The 16,142-nt window shown below is 59.7% G+C and carries 10 protein-coding genes; 3 read left to right on the top strand and 7 right to left on the bottom strand.

Annotated elements, in window-relative coordinates; genetic code table 11:
* Positions 1-36: 36 nt before the first annotated feature.
* Together QD409_RS10130 and QD409_RS10125 are read right to left on the bottom strand one after the other, a co-directional pair.
* Positions 37-1,494, bottom strand: coding sequence for a sensor histidine kinase (locus QD409_RS10130; RefSeq protein ID WP_092844741.1), 1,458 nt, complete (start codon positions 1,492-1,494; stop codon positions 37-39).
* Positions 1,491-2,165, bottom strand: coding sequence for a response regulator transcription factor (locus QD409_RS10125; RefSeq protein WP_092844743.1), 675 nt, complete (start codon positions 2,163-2,165; stop codon positions 1,491-1,493). Before QD409_RS10125 ends, QD409_RS10130 begins: the two co-directional genes overlap by 4 nt.
* 326 nt (positions 2,166-2,491) lie before the next feature.
* Between QD409_RS10125 and QD409_RS10120 the strand changes: the two genes are divergently transcribed.
* Positions 2,492-3,283 (top strand): L,D-transpeptidase, encoded by a 792-nt coding sequence (locus QD409_RS10120; RefSeq protein ID WP_430762603.1) that lies wholly within the window; start codon positions 2,492-2,494, stop codon positions 3,281-3,283.
* 126 nt (positions 3,284-3,409) lie between these two features.
* Here the strand turns inward: QD409_RS10120 and QD409_RS10115 are convergent, their stop codons facing one another.
* From QD409_RS10115 to greA, 3 genes are all read right to left on the bottom strand, one after another.
* Complete coding sequence (locus QD409_RS10115; RefSeq protein WP_092844747.1) at positions 3,410-3,721, bottom strand: hypothetical protein; 312 nt, start codon at positions 3,719-3,721, stop codon at positions 3,410-3,412.
* A 297-nt stretch (positions 3,722-4,018) separates the two neighbouring features.
* Positions 4,019-5,119: a porin gene (locus tag QD409_RS10110; protein WP_092844749.1), complete on the bottom strand. Its 1,101-nt coding sequence runs from the start codon at positions 5,117-5,119 to the stop codon at positions 4,019-4,021.
* 283 nt (positions 5,120-5,402) lie between these two features.
* Positions 5,403-5,885: a transcription elongation factor GreA gene (gene greA / locus QD409_RS10105; RefSeq protein WP_430762602.1), complete on the bottom strand. Its 483-nt coding sequence runs from the start codon at positions 5,883-5,885 to the stop codon at positions 5,403-5,405.
* Positions 5,886-6,034: 149 nt separating this feature from the next.
* On the opposite strand from greA, the gene QD409_RS10100 reads away from it, so the two are divergent.
* Positions 6,035-6,493 (top strand): DUF1801 domain-containing protein, encoded by a 459-nt coding sequence (locus QD409_RS10100; RefSeq protein ID WP_430762601.1) that lies wholly within the window; start codon positions 6,035-6,037, stop codon positions 6,491-6,493.
* 100 nt (positions 6,494-6,593) lie between these two features.
* Here QD409_RS10100 and QD409_RS10095 read toward each other — a convergent pair whose 3' ends face one another.
* Positions 6,594-6,950, bottom strand: a complete 357-nt coding sequence (locus QD409_RS10095) for a hypothetical protein (RefSeq protein ID WP_430762600.1) — start codon at positions 6,948-6,950, stop codon at positions 6,594-6,596.
* Between the two features lie 9 nt (positions 6,951-6,959).
* Positions 6,960-15,467, bottom strand: coding sequence for a GH36-type glycosyl hydrolase domain-containing protein (locus tag QD409_RS10090; protein ID WP_430762599.1), 8,508 nt, complete (start codon positions 15,465-15,467; stop codon positions 6,960-6,962).
* A gap of 415 nt (positions 15,468-15,882) precedes the next feature.
* On the opposite strand from QD409_RS10090, the gene QD409_RS10085 reads away from it, so the two are divergent.
* The coding region (locus QD409_RS10085) for a transposase (protein ID WP_430762598.1) at positions 15,883-16,142 on the top strand (260 nt) is incomplete at its 3' end.

Here is a 16,142-nt window from a genome sequence, read left to right as displayed (position 1 = left end):
CCACACGGTGTGCCTGTCGAAGCCATTCAAGGGCATTCATCGCCGGCTCTTGCCGCCTCGTCGATCGGCATCGACCACCACCGACGGGGCGATCGATCTGATCTCCAGCCGCACGCAAAAACCGTGATTGGTGTCGAAAAACGACACTCTGCCGCCGTGAATTTCAGCGGCTCGCTTGACCAGGTTCAAACCGAGGCCGGCGCCGGACGAGCTGGTGTTGATGCGGCGGAATGGTTCGAAAACGCGGTCGCGCTCCGACGGCGGTATGCCCAGGCCCTGATCGCAAACATCGATCGTGCCGGCGGCGCCGACCTTGACGACGATCGCGCCCTTGCCGCCGGCATGGTCGATCGCGTTTCGAATGAGGTTCACCACCGCCATTTCGATCGTCGACGTCTGGATGACGAAGACGGCCTCCTCCGGGCTGGGTTCGAATTCGAAATCATAACCGACATCCATTGCGATCGGGGCAAGATCAACGGCGATGTTTTCGACCAACACGTTCAGGTCCTTCCGTTCCGCGCGCAACTCGACCACGCCTATGGCCTGCATCTCCAGAAGCTGATGGGCAACGCGCGAAAGGCGGTCGATATCGCCTCGAAGCTGCTGACTGACCTCGGCCTCGGGAAGGAGATCGGCTCGAGTTCGCGCGATCGCGATGGGCGTCCTCAGCTCGTGAGCCGCATCGGCGAGAAAGCGATTGTGTCGATTATAACCTTCGTCGAGCTTGGAAAGGGCCTGGTTGAACGCATCCACCAGTGGGATGATCTCGTTCGGCACTTTCGAGCGATCGAGGCGGGCAGACCGGGTATCGAAGTCGATCGTCTGTGCCTTTGTTGCCGTTTCCACCAGCCCACTCAATGATCGACCAACGGCACGCGGCGTCACGAGCAAAGTGGCCACCCCCGTAAGCGCGAGCATGGGCACGACAGCAATGAGAATAATGAATCCCACAGCCGGCAAGACACTAAACCAGGGGGTTTGCCCATCAGCATCCTTCGCGACGTCGACGCGGATGTTGATCCAGACATTGAGACCCTCATTGGGAAAGCCCCGTTCGGTCGCGGCGACGAATTGAAGCTTGCCGATCGGCGTGTCCCGGTTTTCGAGTGTGGCATGGGTTCCGTTGCCAACCTCCACCCTCGCCCGATCGATCGTCCGGGGAAAGCTTTCCCTGAGCGGGGCCGCTGGCGCCTCTCCATATTGGAAGATGGATCCATCGGCGTCGCGAATGATGAACCACAGTTCAGGAGAACGACGCTTCAGCTCCGTGATCTCGAGCGCCTCGATCACCTGCAGCCGGCCGTCAGTATCCCTTGCCACATGTTCCGCAACGATGCGAACGGCCTGTTCATTGCCGTCTTCCAGCTCCGGATTGATGATCCAGATCCAGCCGACGAGAAGGACGACAAAGAGAACGAGAAGAAATGCCTGCAATGGGATCAGGCGCTTTATCAGCCCCCATCGCAACGATCGGCTGCGTTCTGCCTTCATGCCTTCGCCCGGATTAGATAGCCGATGTTTCGCACAGCTCTTATCTCGACCGCGGCTCCGGCCATAACAAGCTTCTTTCGGATTCGTGAAATATGGGCATCGAGCGCATTCGACCCGATTTCGTCTTCCAATGCATAGACCGACTCGATCAAGTTAGACCTCGTGACGATGCGGTTCGGGCGGCGCATCAATGCCTCCAGCACCAGATATTCCCGTCGTGGGAACTCGATCACCGACCCCGCAATGGAGACCTCGTTGCTCCGGGGATCGACGCTCAGATTGCCGAAATCCAGATATTTGTCGGAGAGCGTGGGGCCTCGCCTCTGGAGCGCCCGCAACCGGGCAAGCAGCTCCTCGATTGCGAAGGGTTTGGCTAGATAGTCGTCGGCGCCGCTGTCCAGCCCATCGACGCGGTGATCGACGCTGCCGAGAGCGGTCAAGACAAGAATCGGCACCGAATGCTTGCGTTGCCGAAGCGCTGCGACCAGGTCCAGGCCTTCGCCATCCGGCAGACGGCGATCCAGGACCAGAACATCATAGGTGCCGACGCGGGCCATGGCATCGGCATCCGCGATCGTGCGGACATGGTCGGCAAGCACATCGCGGCGCCTCAGCGCCTCAAGCAAAGCCTGAGCCATCTCTGGTTCATCCTCAAGTAGCAAGATCCGCAATGGCCTCTCCATAAAGAAGACAGCACCCTGCCATCCCCTTCCCCACTGACATGCCAAAGATTGCCGAAACATTACATGTGCGCTTCCCGTATAGAGCGCAAGGTGGGATCCGAGCGATATCGATTGGATGAAGATCCGGCGTTCAAGGCGAGACCGAAGAGCGGTACGCCGAGCCTGCGTTCACAACTTGGTCAGACTGCTTAAAAGTTGTTAAGGACTTGCCATTCCACCTTTTGTTGGTCTAATCCAGCCACAAATCAAATCTACGGGTCGGGCGACAGATTCACCCGCCCGCCTTATTCGTTAACAACGCCATCGCAATCCTCATGAGCCGCATTTCATCCTCCTTATCCCGCCGAACTTTCATTTTCGGCTCGCTGGCCGCTTCTGCTACGCTGGCCGGCTGCTCCACAGTGCCCGGCGCGCAAGGAGCTCCCGGTGAGCAAGCACAGCTACAGACACCGCTACCGGTCACTCCATCGACCAAGCCGCTCGTCGAGCCGGAAGTCACTCCCGAGGTCGCCTCCGCTCCCGCAGTTTCCCCTGAAATCGCCGCGCGTTATGCGCAGCTCCAGGATGGCGATTTCACGATCCCTGCGATTCCCTATCAGAAGATCGATCCGAAATATTATCGCCAGCAAGTCACGGACCCGACTGGCGAGCCTGCCGGAACCGTTGTCGTCGACACGGCATCGCGCTTCCTTTACCTGGTACAGCCAGGCGGCAAGGCGATACGCTACGGTGTGGGGATCGGTCGTGAAGGTTTCGCCTGGAAGGGCGAAGGCACCATCCACTGGCGTCAGCATTGGCCTCGCTGGAAGCCGCCGTCGGATATGATTGCCCGCCAACCGGGCCTCGCAAAATTCTCCGTCGCCAATGGCGGCATGGCGCCGGGATTGAAAAATCCTCTCGGAGCTCGCGCGCTTTACATTTTCCAGAATGGCAAGGACACGCTCTATCGCCTGCACGGCACGCCGGATTGGAAATCAATCGGCAAGGCAACGTCTTCCGGCTGCGTCAGGCTTATCAACCAGGATGCGATCGACCTCTACGAACGGGTTCCATACCATGCCCGGATCGTTGTCTATCAGACGCCACTACCCGGAACTGCGGCCTGAGAATGCGCGGATAATCAGACGGGCGGCGATCTCCGACGCCGCCTCTCTTGTCAGGATATTGTCGCAACAACGGACTTTGTGGAACAATTCCTCGCGCTTGACGGCAAAAGGTCTCGCGCAGCCTATTCAGTGGTTCTTGTTCGGCCCTTTGCCCGTGGTGAAGCTGCAGGTCTTTATCTTGCAGCTCGGCTCGTCACTTGTCGGGACGCTGGCGCTGGCCATAACACCCTGGCCGAGGCACGACATCGAATTGGAAACGGTTCGGTAATACATCATCAGGCCTGGATGATGCGACGGGTATCTCAGGACTATAGAGTCTTCCTGTGACACCTTTTCGTGGACGGCAGAGCAAGTCATCGACTTGGAATCGTGGGCCGACATCGCCATGGCATCTGTGGAAATCATTCCGATTGCGGCAAGTATGATGATCATCTTCATGAGGGCTTCCTTTAGTCGGCACTGAACGACGCTAGGAGGTGACATATCCCATCATTAGCATCACATTTATGACTGTGAGCCGGCTTCCTTTTCGCTGGACTGCAAGCAGCTGCCATGGCCGATTGCTCACTAATACATCACTCAACGTGGTCAAGCGGAAAACCGCCTTGGGCCACATCCCATCTGTTGCAGGCTCGGGCCGGGCAGGATTTTCAATTGCTTCTGATGGAATATAAAAGGCCCGGTGCACATACCGGGCCTAATCTCGGATTGGAGGCTGAACCAAACCAAATAGGGTTAGAAAGTCCGTTCGAAGCGCAGGATGCCCGAGAAGGAATCGTCACCCGGAAGATCGTAGTGAACATAGGTCACTTCCGGCTCGATCAGCAGGTTCTTGACCGGATTGAACTTTACGTTCGTGGTCGCCTCGAAGATCTTGGAGTCGGTATAAGCGAGCTGGACGTTCCACTTCAGCTTGTCGTTGATCGGCACGCCGACGCCGCCCCAGACAGCCCAATCACCCCAGCCGCAATCTGCGCCATGAACAACACCGGAAGAGGTCGTGCAGGCAGAAACGTTCTGGTTCGATCCGGCATACTGGTTGAGCTTGCTGCCATCAGTGTTCCAGCCCCCCATCAGGAAGGCGGAGAACACGCCGAAATCGGCGTCGATACGAGCCTTGACGGCACCTTCCTCGACGATGGAGTCATAACCGCCGACGACGCGGAACTGCCAAGCGCCAGCCTTGTAGCCCAGCCCGGCAACGACATTCGGAGCGTAGTGGTTGGCCTCCGACAATTGCCAGCTTCCGCCATAAGCGCTGGTGGTGGATCCGGAATTGCTGTCTTCGAGCGAAATGACGCCGGTAAAGCCGGTGCCGCTATCGTAGTTGTACGTCAACTGGTTGAGTTCGTAGGGGCCGTCATAAATGACGTCGTCCTGAATCACATCGCCGGCATAGCCGATGAACTGGTTGTATTGCGAGTCTGTCTTACCGACGGTGAAGCCGCCAAGCGTGATATAGGCCCACAAGAGGTTGGTGCTGGTGGCGTTGCCGTCGTTCCAATCCCAGCGAACGATGGTCTCGGTCTTCAACGGACCGTATTCGGTGTCGGTCGCGGTGTTGAGGTTCAGCTCGGCGCGGGTATGCCACTTTGTGCCAAAGCTGCTGCTTCGATTGTAAGGGTCCTTCCACTGCCCTTCCGTGCGCACCTTGCCGCCCACTCTGAGGCAGGTTTCGGTGCCGGGAATGAAGAAGTAGCCAGCGCCGAAAGCATCGCAAATGCGAACATATTCCAACGGTTCCGGCTCGGCGGCAACGATGGCGTCGGCCGCGTGAGCGCCGGATACTACGCTGAACGCAGCAGCGGAGCCGATAAGCAAGCTCTTGATGTTCATGGTAACTCCATTCGTCAAATGAACTTGCGCGATGAACAAACCTGGGGCCTCTCGACGTCAAGTTCAGTGCCAATCTCGAAGCATGGCGCTCCGCCTCCCAGCGGCACGATGCGTTCGGAGCAGGCCTTTTACAAGGAGCTAATAAAATGTGACAAAATGTGACAGCGCGTACATATGGTGTGTTGCTGAAACAGCGCATGTCTCGGGAGGAAGCAAAGCATTCACTTGCCCGCCAACGACGAAGTCGCAGGTCCGAGGGCCGCAATATTCCGCGACGGAGGTCCTATTCGATCGCTGTGATTTCCAGCTCTTCGTTGCCGAGGATGACGAGATCGCCCACAGACTTGCCCATCAGGAGCCTTGCCACAGGGGATACGTAAGAAATCGACCCTGCCTTGGGGTCGGCCTCGTCCTCGCCCACGATACGATATTTCTGAACGCGCCCGTCTTCGCGGCTATAGGTCACCGTGCTCCCGAAAGCGACGACATCTGCGGAGGCCGGTGCCGGCATGACTTCGGCAGTTCGCACCCTTTCGACGAGGTAGCGCACATCGCGCAAGGGAATGGCGGCCTGCCGCCGGCGCTCGTTGACGTCTTCGATCCCGTTCGTCGCTTCATAGGCCTCGCGTGCCTGCTGGAGCTGTTGCTCCAGTGCCTTCAATCCAGCCTCGGTCACAAGGTTCGGATGCGGTGAGATAGCCCGGTCCGGCAGCAGGGTTTCCGCAGCCGTCTCGGCACTTTCTTCCTTCATGAACGCTGTGCTCAATTTCTGACTCCACTTCGGCGCTACGCTTTGATCGCAGATGGATATGCGCCTCATTGGCCAGCAAAGCCCATGGCCTCTCTGGAACAATGAGGATCGTATACCAAATCAGTTCTATACCATAGGCCCGACGGCAGCCGCGGAGAAAAGCAATGGCGAAGAGAACATCCAAGTCAGAGATGACGGCCGAGCCCGAACAGGCCGCATCAGGCCCCACACTACTTTCGGGCGGTAATCCGCAGATCGCCAAGGGTTATGGCGACGGACCGGTGCAGGCATACATCGCCGCCATGCCGGGCTGGAAAAACGATGTCGGCCGCCGCCTCGATGCGCTCGTCGCCAGAGCTGTCCCCGATGTACAGAAGGCGGTCAAATGGAATTCTCCGCTCTACGGCATCGAGGGCGATGGCTGGTTTCTCGGCATTCATTGCTTCGCGAAATATGTGAAAGTCGCCTTCTTCCGCGGCAGGTCGCTTCAACCGGTTCCACCGGGCGACTCCAAAAGCGAGCAGACACGCTATCTCAACATCCATGAGGGTGATCCGATCGACGAGGTACAGCTTGCCGATTGGGTGAAACAGGCAAGCCAATTGCCCGGCGAGCGGATGTAGCGGCCAGCAGCAGGGCCGCCGTTACGGAAATTTCTTGGGATTTCCTGCACGGCTGCGTAGCATCCGGCGAAAATTGCAATCATCCCGCGGGACAACCTGTCTACATGTCCAGCGCCGTGCCAATCGTTGAAACCGGCGCGGTGGTCGATCGGCCCTGTATGCTTGCCTCTCCGTCTCGCTTGACATGATGATCGCCACAACCTGTCCGGCCGGCTATCGGCATATCTACGCGCCGCAGCACAATATCGACAGCCGGATATCCCTGATCGATGCCACGATTATTCCGCAGGACGTCATCCGCCTCAAATTGCTTTTTGCCACTCGCTTCGGCGTTGCGCTCTGAAAAATCGGGCGGATGGCGACCAGAGCAAATCGTACTAGCGCGCGACGTGCTGCCGGATTGCCGGCATTCAACGACAAAAGGCCGCCCGGTTTTCACCAGGCGGCCTTTTGCCAAATGCATTTTCTAATGCGCGGACTCGAGCCGATATCCCTCATTGAGATGATCGAGGGCGACGCCATTGACCGTCACCGAATATCGGTCTCCCGCGGCGTCCTTCGAAACCGACACCTGGTACTTGCCGCTTGGCAAATCGAGATCCGCCGAGAAGTTGTCCCACTTTGCCGGCAGCGCCGGCTTTACATGGAGATGGCCGTTCTCGACGCGGACGCCGAGGATGCCCTCTATCGCCGTACGATAGAGCCAGCCGCCCGAGCCGGTGTACCAGCTCCACCCGCCGCGACCCTTGAGAGCGCCTTCGCCATAGACGTCGCCGGCAATCACGTAGGGCTCGACGCGGTAGACATCCGCCGCCGATTTATCGAGCGAATGATTGATCGGGTTGAGCATTTCAAAGCAGCGCCAGGCATCTTCCGACCGGCCCATGCGCGCGAAGGCGAGCGTGGTCCACACGGCGGCATGAGTATACTGTCCGCCGTTTTCGCGAACGCCCGGAGGATAGGCCTTGATGACGCCGGGATCGTTGGTCGGCTTCGAGAAGGGCGGCGTCAGCAACCGGATGAACCCGCCTTCCTTATCCGCGAGCTTTTCGAGAACGGCATTCATTGCCATCTCGCTGCGCTCCGGATTGCCCTCGCCGGACAGAACGCTCCACGACTGGGCGATCGAGTCGATCTTTGCCTGATCGGACTGGCTGGAGCCGAGCGGCGCACCGTTGTCGTAATAGCCGCGACGATAGTAGTCGCCATCCCAGCCGGCAGTTTCGAGCGCTTCCTTCAGCTTGGTCAGGTGTTCCGACCAGCGGCTAACGCGCTGCGTGTCGCCGCGGGCCTCGGCATAGCCGATGAACTGGCGAAGCGAACCAGCCAGGAACCAGCCGAGCCAGACGCTTTCGCCACGGCCATCGATGCCGACGCGATCCATCTTGTCGCACCAGTCGCCGCTCATCATCAGCGGTAGGCCGTTTACTCCCGAGCGCTTGATCGCCAGATCGAGACCAAGAGCGGCGTGCTCGTAGAGCGATGCCTTCTCGGCGGAGACGCGCGGCACGAGGAACGCGTCGTACTGGCCGGGGCTGAGTTCGGCCCCTTCGACGAAGGGCAGCATCTCGTCGAAGATCGCCGTATCGCCGGTCGCCGTGCAATATTGGTCGACCGCATAGGCGAGCCAGACGGGATCGTCCGAAATATTCGTCCTGACGCCGGCACCGCTATCGGCCAGCCACCAGTGCTGGAAGTCACCCTTCGCAAACTGGCGACGGCCGGTATTCAGGATTTGCTTGCGGGCAATCTCTGGCGAATGCAGCAGGAAGGCCAGAGAATCCTGCAGCTGGTCGCGCAGACCCCAGGCGCCGCTCGACTGGTAGAAGGCGGTACGCGCCATGATGCGGCAGCTAAGCGTCTGATAGGGCAGCCAGTGATTGACCATGAAATCGAAGCGCTGATCCGGGGTCGAAACCCGCGTCTTGCCCGTAAACGTCTTCCAGAAGTCTTTGGTCTTGCCGAGCACCTCGTCGAAGCTGACCGAGCGGATTTCCGCCATAAGGGCAGCCGATTCCTCGCGCGAGCCTGCATCGCCCATATAGAAGCAGATGTCGCGCACCTCACCTGACTCGATCGTCAGATCGAAGGCCATCGCCGCTGCCGGATCCCCATCAAGCTCAATCACGTCAGACAGGCGAGAGCCTGCCGAAACCTTGCGAGGCTGCTGGATCGTTCCATGGCGGCCGATAAATTCGCGGCGGCTGCCGGAGACGCTGGAGGGCTTTTCGCTCGCCGCAAACGACGCCACGCGCCCGCCAAAGTCGACGCTGAACGGATTGTTCGCGAAGATCACGCCGGTCTCCCGATCGAATTCGGAGACGATGTATGGTTTGCTTTTGGTCGGGTTGTTGCCGAGAATCCATTCGGCATAACCGTAGAGACGAAGCTTGCGGGCGACGCTCGCAGTGTTGCGAATGCGAAGCTGCGTCAGCTTAACCGGCTTCTGCATGTCAAGCGTCTGAGTGACGTCCAGCGCAATCTCGTCCTGGACGGTCGAGAAGACCGAATAGCCCAGGCCGTGACGGACCTCGAAGCTCGTATCCGAATTCTGTGCCAGGGCAGCATAGGGAACGATGACCGAACCGCGGTCGAGATCTTTGAGGTAGAAGGCTTCGCCGGGCCTGTTGATGACCATGTCGTTGGTCCAGGGCGTCAGCTGATGGTCGCGGGAGTTCTGGCTCCACGTGAAGGCGGCACCTTCGGCCGAGACATGGAAGCCGAAGCTCTCATTGGCCATGATGTTGACCCACGGGTGCGGCGTTTGCTCGCCGCCTGAAAGGCGCACGACATATTCGCTACCATCACTAGCGAAGCCGCCATAGCCGTTCCAGAATGTGAGATCGCTTCCGTCGCCGGTCGCCGACGCGGCCTTGCTGCGTGTCATTCTCGGCACGAGGGTGGAATCGCCCCACTGGCCGAGCAGCGCCGGCGATCCTGCGACCGAGCGAGCCCGTTCCAGCTGATCGTTCAAGCTTCCGTCCCGTCCACGCAGCACGATGCGCGACGACGCGATGATCGCATCGTAGACGTCGGGCGCGGTCATATCCTTGCGAATGACGTAGATGTTGCGCTGAATGCCGGCGGCCTCGCTTGCATGGCGCGCGCCATCGCAAAGCTGGTCGATCGTACGCTGCATCTCCGAGGCGTCCTCGCCGGTGCGCTCGTTGAAGATCACGAGATCGACCTCGACGCCGCGCGATTGCAGGAAGCCTTGAGCGCGCAGCAATTCCTTGACGAGATCGGTGCCGAGCTCGTCGGTGATGCGCAAGGCCATGATCGGCGCGTCGCCGGAGAGGGTCGCTCCCCAGAGAACTGACTGAGACCGGAGCCCGGCACGAACTGCCTGCTTGTCCGCGCGCAGCGACATCTCGGGATAGACGATGTAGCGGGCAAAGCGCTGATAGGCCGCCGCTTCCTTGGAGTTGACGCCGATCTGGCGCAGCTGCTTCTGGGTCCGGGTCCATGCCTGGACGAGGCCTTGGGCAAAGCTATCCGGTTGGCGATAATGCTCCACCGCTGTCTCGAGCTCCGCCCGGTTTCCGGCTGCGATGGTCCAGAAGACCAGGCTGACCTTCTGGCCGGCCGGAATGCGCACGATGCGACGCAGCGAGACGCAGGCATCCATGGTGAAGCCATCCGTGCCTGAAAGCGTAGCGCCTTCGTCAAAGGCGGCGGCTTCCGTCAACGTGCGTCCCCTGCCGAGGAAACGCATGCGGTCAGTTTCGAACTGGGTCGGGCCGTCTCCATCGCTACCATCCACGACAAGCTGCGCGATCGCAACTTCCGGATCGGTCACCCCGCGCTTGCGGCGCTCGACGAAAATGGCGTCGCCACGGCTGGCGATCTCGGTATGCACGAACATGCGGGCGAAGACAGGATGTCCCGTATCGACGATATCGAGCGTGGCAACCGGCTCCATATAGGAGGTAATCTCGATCACCCGGTCTTCCGTGCCGGAATTGGTAATCGTCAGACGGCGGCCTTCCGCATCGTGATCGCTCGCGATGAAGACTTCCATTTCGCTGGTCAATTCGCCGATAGTCTTGACGAATTCAGCCTTGTCGTCGCTGAAGGTGACGCGAACATGCTCGTTGGCAATCGAGCGCGGCTCGGCGGTGGCGGACCACCATTCGTGCGACGCAGTGTCGCGCAGGAAGATGAAGGAACCCCAGCGGTCTTCCGTCGGATCGGCACGCCAGCGATTGATGGACAGGTTGCTCCAACGGGTGTAGCCGGCGCCGGTCGCCGTCAGCATGGTCGAATAGCGGCCATTGGAGAGCAGCAGCAATTCCCGCTCCCGAGAGGCCGGGTCTTCGACGCGACGCACCTCTGGGCGCATGAGATCGCCCTGGATGGTTGCCGGAGCATCGGTCTCGTGCTTGGAGGCCATGACCGGGATGTCGCGCGGCGCCTTTTCCTGCAGCAGCAGCTCGGCTGCCTCGATCACCGGATCGGCGTGGAAGAGCTCGCGCAGAAGCCCGTCGAAAGCGACGTTGGCAACGGCTGCGATCGACATGCCATGATGGTGGGCATAGTAGTTGTAGACAACCGCACACTTCTTGCCTTCCGGCACGCGGCTCGGCGTGAAATCGACGGCATCGTGGAAACCATACATGCCGAGCGCACCGACGGCCCTGAGCTTTTCGAGGTTCTCAAGCGCGGCGATCGGATTGTACTGGCTTGCCAGCAGCGAAGCATAGGGCGCGATGACGGCATTCTGGCCGAGGCCGCGCTTCAGGCCGAGCGTCGGCACGCCGAAATTGCTGTACTGATAGTTCATCTGGTGGTCGCGAGCATTGAAGGCCGCTTCCGAGATGCCCCAGGGAATGCCGACACCGAGGTGCTTGGCATAATTCATCTGTTCCTGAACGATCAGATTGTTGGTCTGATTGAGGATACCGCCCTGACGCTCCTGCATGACGAGCGGCGGCATCAGATATTCGAACATCGAGCCCGACCAGGAGACCAGCGCACCGCGCGGTCCCACAGGAACGACGTGACGTCCGAGCTTGTACCAGTGCTCCGTCGGCAGATCGCCCTTGGCAACGGCAAAGAGGCTGGTCAGGCGCGCTTCGGATGCCAGCAGATCGTAGCAGGCGGCATCGACCTCTTCGGTCTCGACCCGGAAACCGATCGACAGCAGGCGGCGCTCGGGCCGGAAGAGGAAGCTGAAATCCATGGCGAAAGCAATATCGCGGGCGCGACTGCCGACCTTGATCAGCCTTTCGGAGATGGCGTCTATCTTCGCCTGATCGAGGGCATTGTCGACCAGATGGAGCTCGCAGGTTGCCACCAGCCTGCCGGCCCAATAGACGACCTCCCCGCTTCGCGCGGTCTTGACCTCCTGGTCGAGATTGCCGGCAAGCTTGCCGATCTCGCGGGCATCTTCCACCAGCCGCTCGGTACCGGCCAAAGAGAATTCTTTCTTCTGCTTGGCAGCGGCGAGCGTGTTTTCGAAAGTGGCAATCCGCTCGTCGACGCGATCCCGAAGGTCGCGGCTCGTCTTGTTGTCATCCGCAAGCTCGGCAAGGACCTCGCGAAGAATACCGACAATATCGCCGATACCGTCGAGACTACCGTGAATCTGAGCGGTAGGCGCCTGTGCCCAGCCACGGCAGGCAGAGCCGACGGCGATCAGATGGCCGGCCAGGTTGCCGCTATCCACCGACGAGACGTATTTGCGGCCGAGCGGCTTCAGCGTGTCGGTGTGATACCAGTTGAACAAGTGGCCACGATATTTTTCGAGCTTCTCGGTGGTGTCGATCGTCTGCTCGATGCGCTTGACCGCTTCCTCGAACGAAATCCAGCCGAAGTGACGCGCCGAAATCACCGACAGGAGGTAGACGCCGATATTGGTCGGCGAGGTGCGCATCGCCACGACGGCGTGCGGCGTCTGCTGCACGTTATCAGGCGGCAGGTAGTGCTGGCCGGGCACGACGAAATTGTCGAAGTAGCGCCAGGTCCGCCGTGCAATCTTGCGAAGCTCGCTCCTGACCTTGTCGGGAACGACCAGCCGGTCTTCGGTCTCCGCCGTCTGGCTAACGATCCAGGCGATCATTGGCGACAGCACCCAGAGAATGATGAAGGGAACTCCGACCAGATAGGCGCTGTCGCCGGAATACATGGCGAAAAGCAGCGCGAGAATGGCAAGCACGGGAGCGCGCCACATGACCTTGTAGTGGCCAAGGACGGTGGTCTGCGCCGAGGCCTGGGCGCTTGCGGCGGTGCGCCATTGCAGCATCAGCTTGTGGCTGACGAAGAGACGATAGAGCGAGCGGAGGATGGCATCGGCCATGACGCATGCGCTGTCGGCAATGAAGACGACACGCAACGCGACCTGGGCGTTCGCATTCTGGATATCGGTCCAGACCATATGCAGATGCGCGCCCAGGATGATGTCGCTCGTGCGCGGGATGATGCCGTTGATCAAAGACAGCGTCGGCGCCACGAACAGGCTGAAGATCAACACGATCTGCCAGAGGAGCGCGCCAAGCGGGCTCATCCAGTACCAGCCGAGAGCGGACGCCAGGAACCAGGCGATCGGCGTCAGCGAACGGCGCAGATTGTCGGCCATCTTCCAGCGGCCGAGCGCCGTCACGCCACGCTTCGGATCGAAGATATAAGGAAGAAGCTGCCAGTCGCCCCGAGCCCAGCGATGCTGGCGCGAGACTTCCACTTCGTAGCGGATGGGGAAATCCTCGACGAGTTCGCAGTCGGTCACCAGGGCGCAGCGGGCCATCGAGCCTTCGAGCAAGTCGTGGCTCAGCACCGAGTTTTCGGCGATCCTGCCCTTCAGCGAGGCTTCGAAAGCGTCGACGTGATAGAGGCCTTTGCCTGTGAAGGTGCCTTCGCCGGTGATGTCCTGATAGACGTCGGAGACCGCAAAGACGTAGGGGTCGAGGCCGCGATTGACCGAGAAGATGCGCTGGAAGGCCGACGCATCCTTGCCCGTCGTCAGCGACGGCGTGACGCGCGGCTGCAGGACGCTATAGCCGTCGACGACGCGCTGGCTCTTGGCATCGAAAACCGGACGGTTGATCGGATGATGCAGCTTGCCGACGAGCTTGGTCACCGTATCGCGAATGATGCGCGTGTCGCTATCCAGGGTCATGACGTATTTCACGTCCTGCGGCACAGTATCGGCACCGGGAAGGAAGGTCGTGTTCGGATCGCCGCGCAGCAGCATGTTCAGTTCATGCAGCTTGCCGCGCTTGCGCTCCCAGCCCATCCAAGCGCCTTCGGCCTCATTGTAGAGGCGACGACGGTGCAGGAGGTAGAAGCGCTGCTTGCCGTTCTCGGCATAGCGCGCATCCAGATTGGCCATCTGGCGACGTGCGTAGTCGAGAACTTCAAGATCACGCGCGTTCTGTTCTTCCTGGCTATCGGGCCAGTCGCTGAGCAGGGCGTAGTAGATTTCGCCGCGCGGGTTGGCGAGATAATGAACTTCGAGATTGCGGATCAATTCGTCCACATGCTCGCGTTTGCCGATGAGGCTCGGAATGGTGACGAGCGTGCGGGCCTCTGCCGGCAAGCCCTTCTTGAATTCGTAGCCGATCAGGCGATCAGGGGCGATGAAGAAGGTGGCGAAAAAGTTGAAGAGACCTGTCGCGCCTTCCGAGGCCGGAAGCGCGAATGCCAGCAGAAGAACGATCGTCGCGACAAGGGGAATGCCCGTGCTGACGAAAACGCCGCCAACGGCAATCAGCGCCAGCAGTGTCAGGGTGAGCACAGGTATGGCGATCGCAAGCCAGTTCAAACGGCGGATCGCACGCATGAACCGTACGCCGAGCGGTTTGCGGAAGCCGATCTCCGTCTCAAGCGCGGGACGTCCCGCACCGACCAGGAAGTAGCCGACGTTGCTGGCTGCGGACGAAGGATTCTTGCTACTGGCGCTTGCGCGCTCGGCGAGCTGGATTGCCGCTTCTGCGATATCGAGCTCCGTCTTCTCGCTGCGTTTTGCGAGCTTTTCGATCTGACGGCGATAGGAATTGCGTGAGCCGGAGTCGAGTTCGGCATAATCCGTCTGCTTCCACAGAAGCTTGTCGATCTTGCTGACCTCTTCGACCCAGGTCGACCAATCGGTATCGTTAATCTCCCTGAGGCTCTTGATGATGCTGCCCATCAGCGTATTGCCGGCCGCAAGCCGGCCCTGCTCGACCGACATGACGGTTTCGGCATCGGCACCATTGGCGGCAAGCTTTGCCTCCAGCCAGCCAAGCGCGGCCTCGGTGGGCTCAAGGGCGTTGCGCAGACGATAATGCAGCTGGGTGACGAAGGTCGAATCGCTAAGATTGGCGGCCAGCGTCTCGAGGAATTCGACGGACTTGGCATCTCCGAGAGCGATTGCCTTGTTGGCGGCATCGTTGGCGATGCCGCGCATCTCGCGGCTCTTGTCGATCCGTGTCGCAACGCGCCTGAGATTGTCGATCAGCACGTAGCGAACGAGCGACGGCAGCGCCCAGAGTTCGCCGATATGCAGGGTCTGTACGTCCTGGAAACCTTCGGTCGCGGCCGCCATGCCGGCATTGCTGATATTGCTGTGGGAATGCGCCATGTAGAGCCAGGCAAGCGCCAGGGTGCGGGGGACATCGACCCCATTCAGCTTGATGGTGCGCAGCTCGCGATAGAATTTCTTCGGGAAATCGCGACGGACTTCCTGGATCGCCTCCTCGACGATGTAGTGGTTGTCGAGCAACCATTCCGTCGCCGGCGTGATGCTTTCGCCCGCGTCGACATCTGCCGCTGCGGATTTGTAGACCCGCAGGATCTCGCTCTCGTTTTCGCGATGTCTCTGGAAGAAATCGAAATTTTCGAAGCTCGTGACGTCAAGCTGCCGGCGTTCCGCAAACTGCGTGGCCTTCGCTCTCAGCTGATCATTCGATAAAAGAGGAGAGCGAATCCCGAAGTCGAGATCCGTGTGAGGCGATTTGGCCTGTGCGGTCGAACCGCCCGCTGAATTTTGAGGCACCATGGCATCTGCTCTTCTATTGAGATCATTATCGAGATCATATCCGACCGTGTATTCTAACCAAACAAGATGCGCAGTTGGGAGCTAGCGTTTCGTGTTCGGGTTCTTCATTGGCATGAAGGGAAATAGCTAAGTTCAGACATGAGATGTTGGAAACAGTTAACGCTTCTCAATAGCGGCTTCAAAATGAACGCGCGATTAATCAAGATATTTATTTAACAAGCAAGAATGAGGAGTTGGCGCGATACGCGGTGCTTGGCGCCACCTGGCAAGTTGAGCTGCCGGCCGCTGACGCGGGTAGCATGCCGCCGCTGCCGCGATCCAATTCTGCTAAAGACATAGAAAAGGCCCCCGAGGGGGGCCTTCAGACTGCTGACAAACCTCTGGCTTTGGCCGGAGGTTTTTGATTCAATGGGACATGTTGAAGAAACCTGCTGCCGAACAGACGGGTCTCGAGATGGTGACGCTCGACAGCCTGGTGCCGAGAGATCATCTGCTTCGCAAGATCGATGCGGTGATCGACTTTACTTTCATCGATGATCGCGTTGCGGGATTGTATTGCGCCGACAACGGCCGGCCGCCGCTCGATCCGACATTGATGTTCAAGGCGCTGTTCATCGGTTATCTTTTCGGCATCCGCTCGGAACGTCAGCTGGTGCGCGAGATCGAGGTCAATGT

Source organism: Rhizobium sp. BR 315 (assembly GCF_050577975.1).
Lineage (GTDB): Bacteria > Pseudomonadota > Alphaproteobacteria > Rhizobiales > Rhizobiaceae > Rhizobium > Rhizobium miluonense.
The sequence above is the reverse complement of the archived record's forward strand: the minus strand, read 5'-3'. Positions and strand labels throughout refer to the sequence as shown.

Coding starts and splice junctions, on each gene's coding strand:
- QD409_RS10130 (WP_092844741.1), bottom strand. CDS start 1,494: ATGAAGGCAGAACGCAGCCGATCGTTGCGATGGGGGCTGATAAAGCGC.
- QD409_RS10120 (WP_430762603.1), top strand. CDS start 2,492: ATGAGCCGCATTTCATCCTCCTTATCCCGCCGAACTTTCATTTTCGGC.
- QD409_RS10115 (WP_092844747.1), bottom strand. CDS start 3,721: ATGAAGATGATCATCATACTTGCCGCAATCGGAATGATTTCCACAGAT.
- QD409_RS10110 (WP_092844749.1), bottom strand. CDS start 5,119: ATGAACATCAAGAGCTTGCTTATCGGCTCCGCTGCTGCGTTCAGCGTA.
- QD409_RS10100 (WP_430762601.1), top strand. CDS start 6,035: ATGGCGAAGAGAACATCCAAGTCAGAGATGACGGCCGAGCCCGAACAG.
- QD409_RS10090 (WP_430762599.1), bottom strand. CDS start 15,467: ATGGTGCCTCAAAATTCAGCGGGCGGTTCGACCGCACAGGCCAAATCG.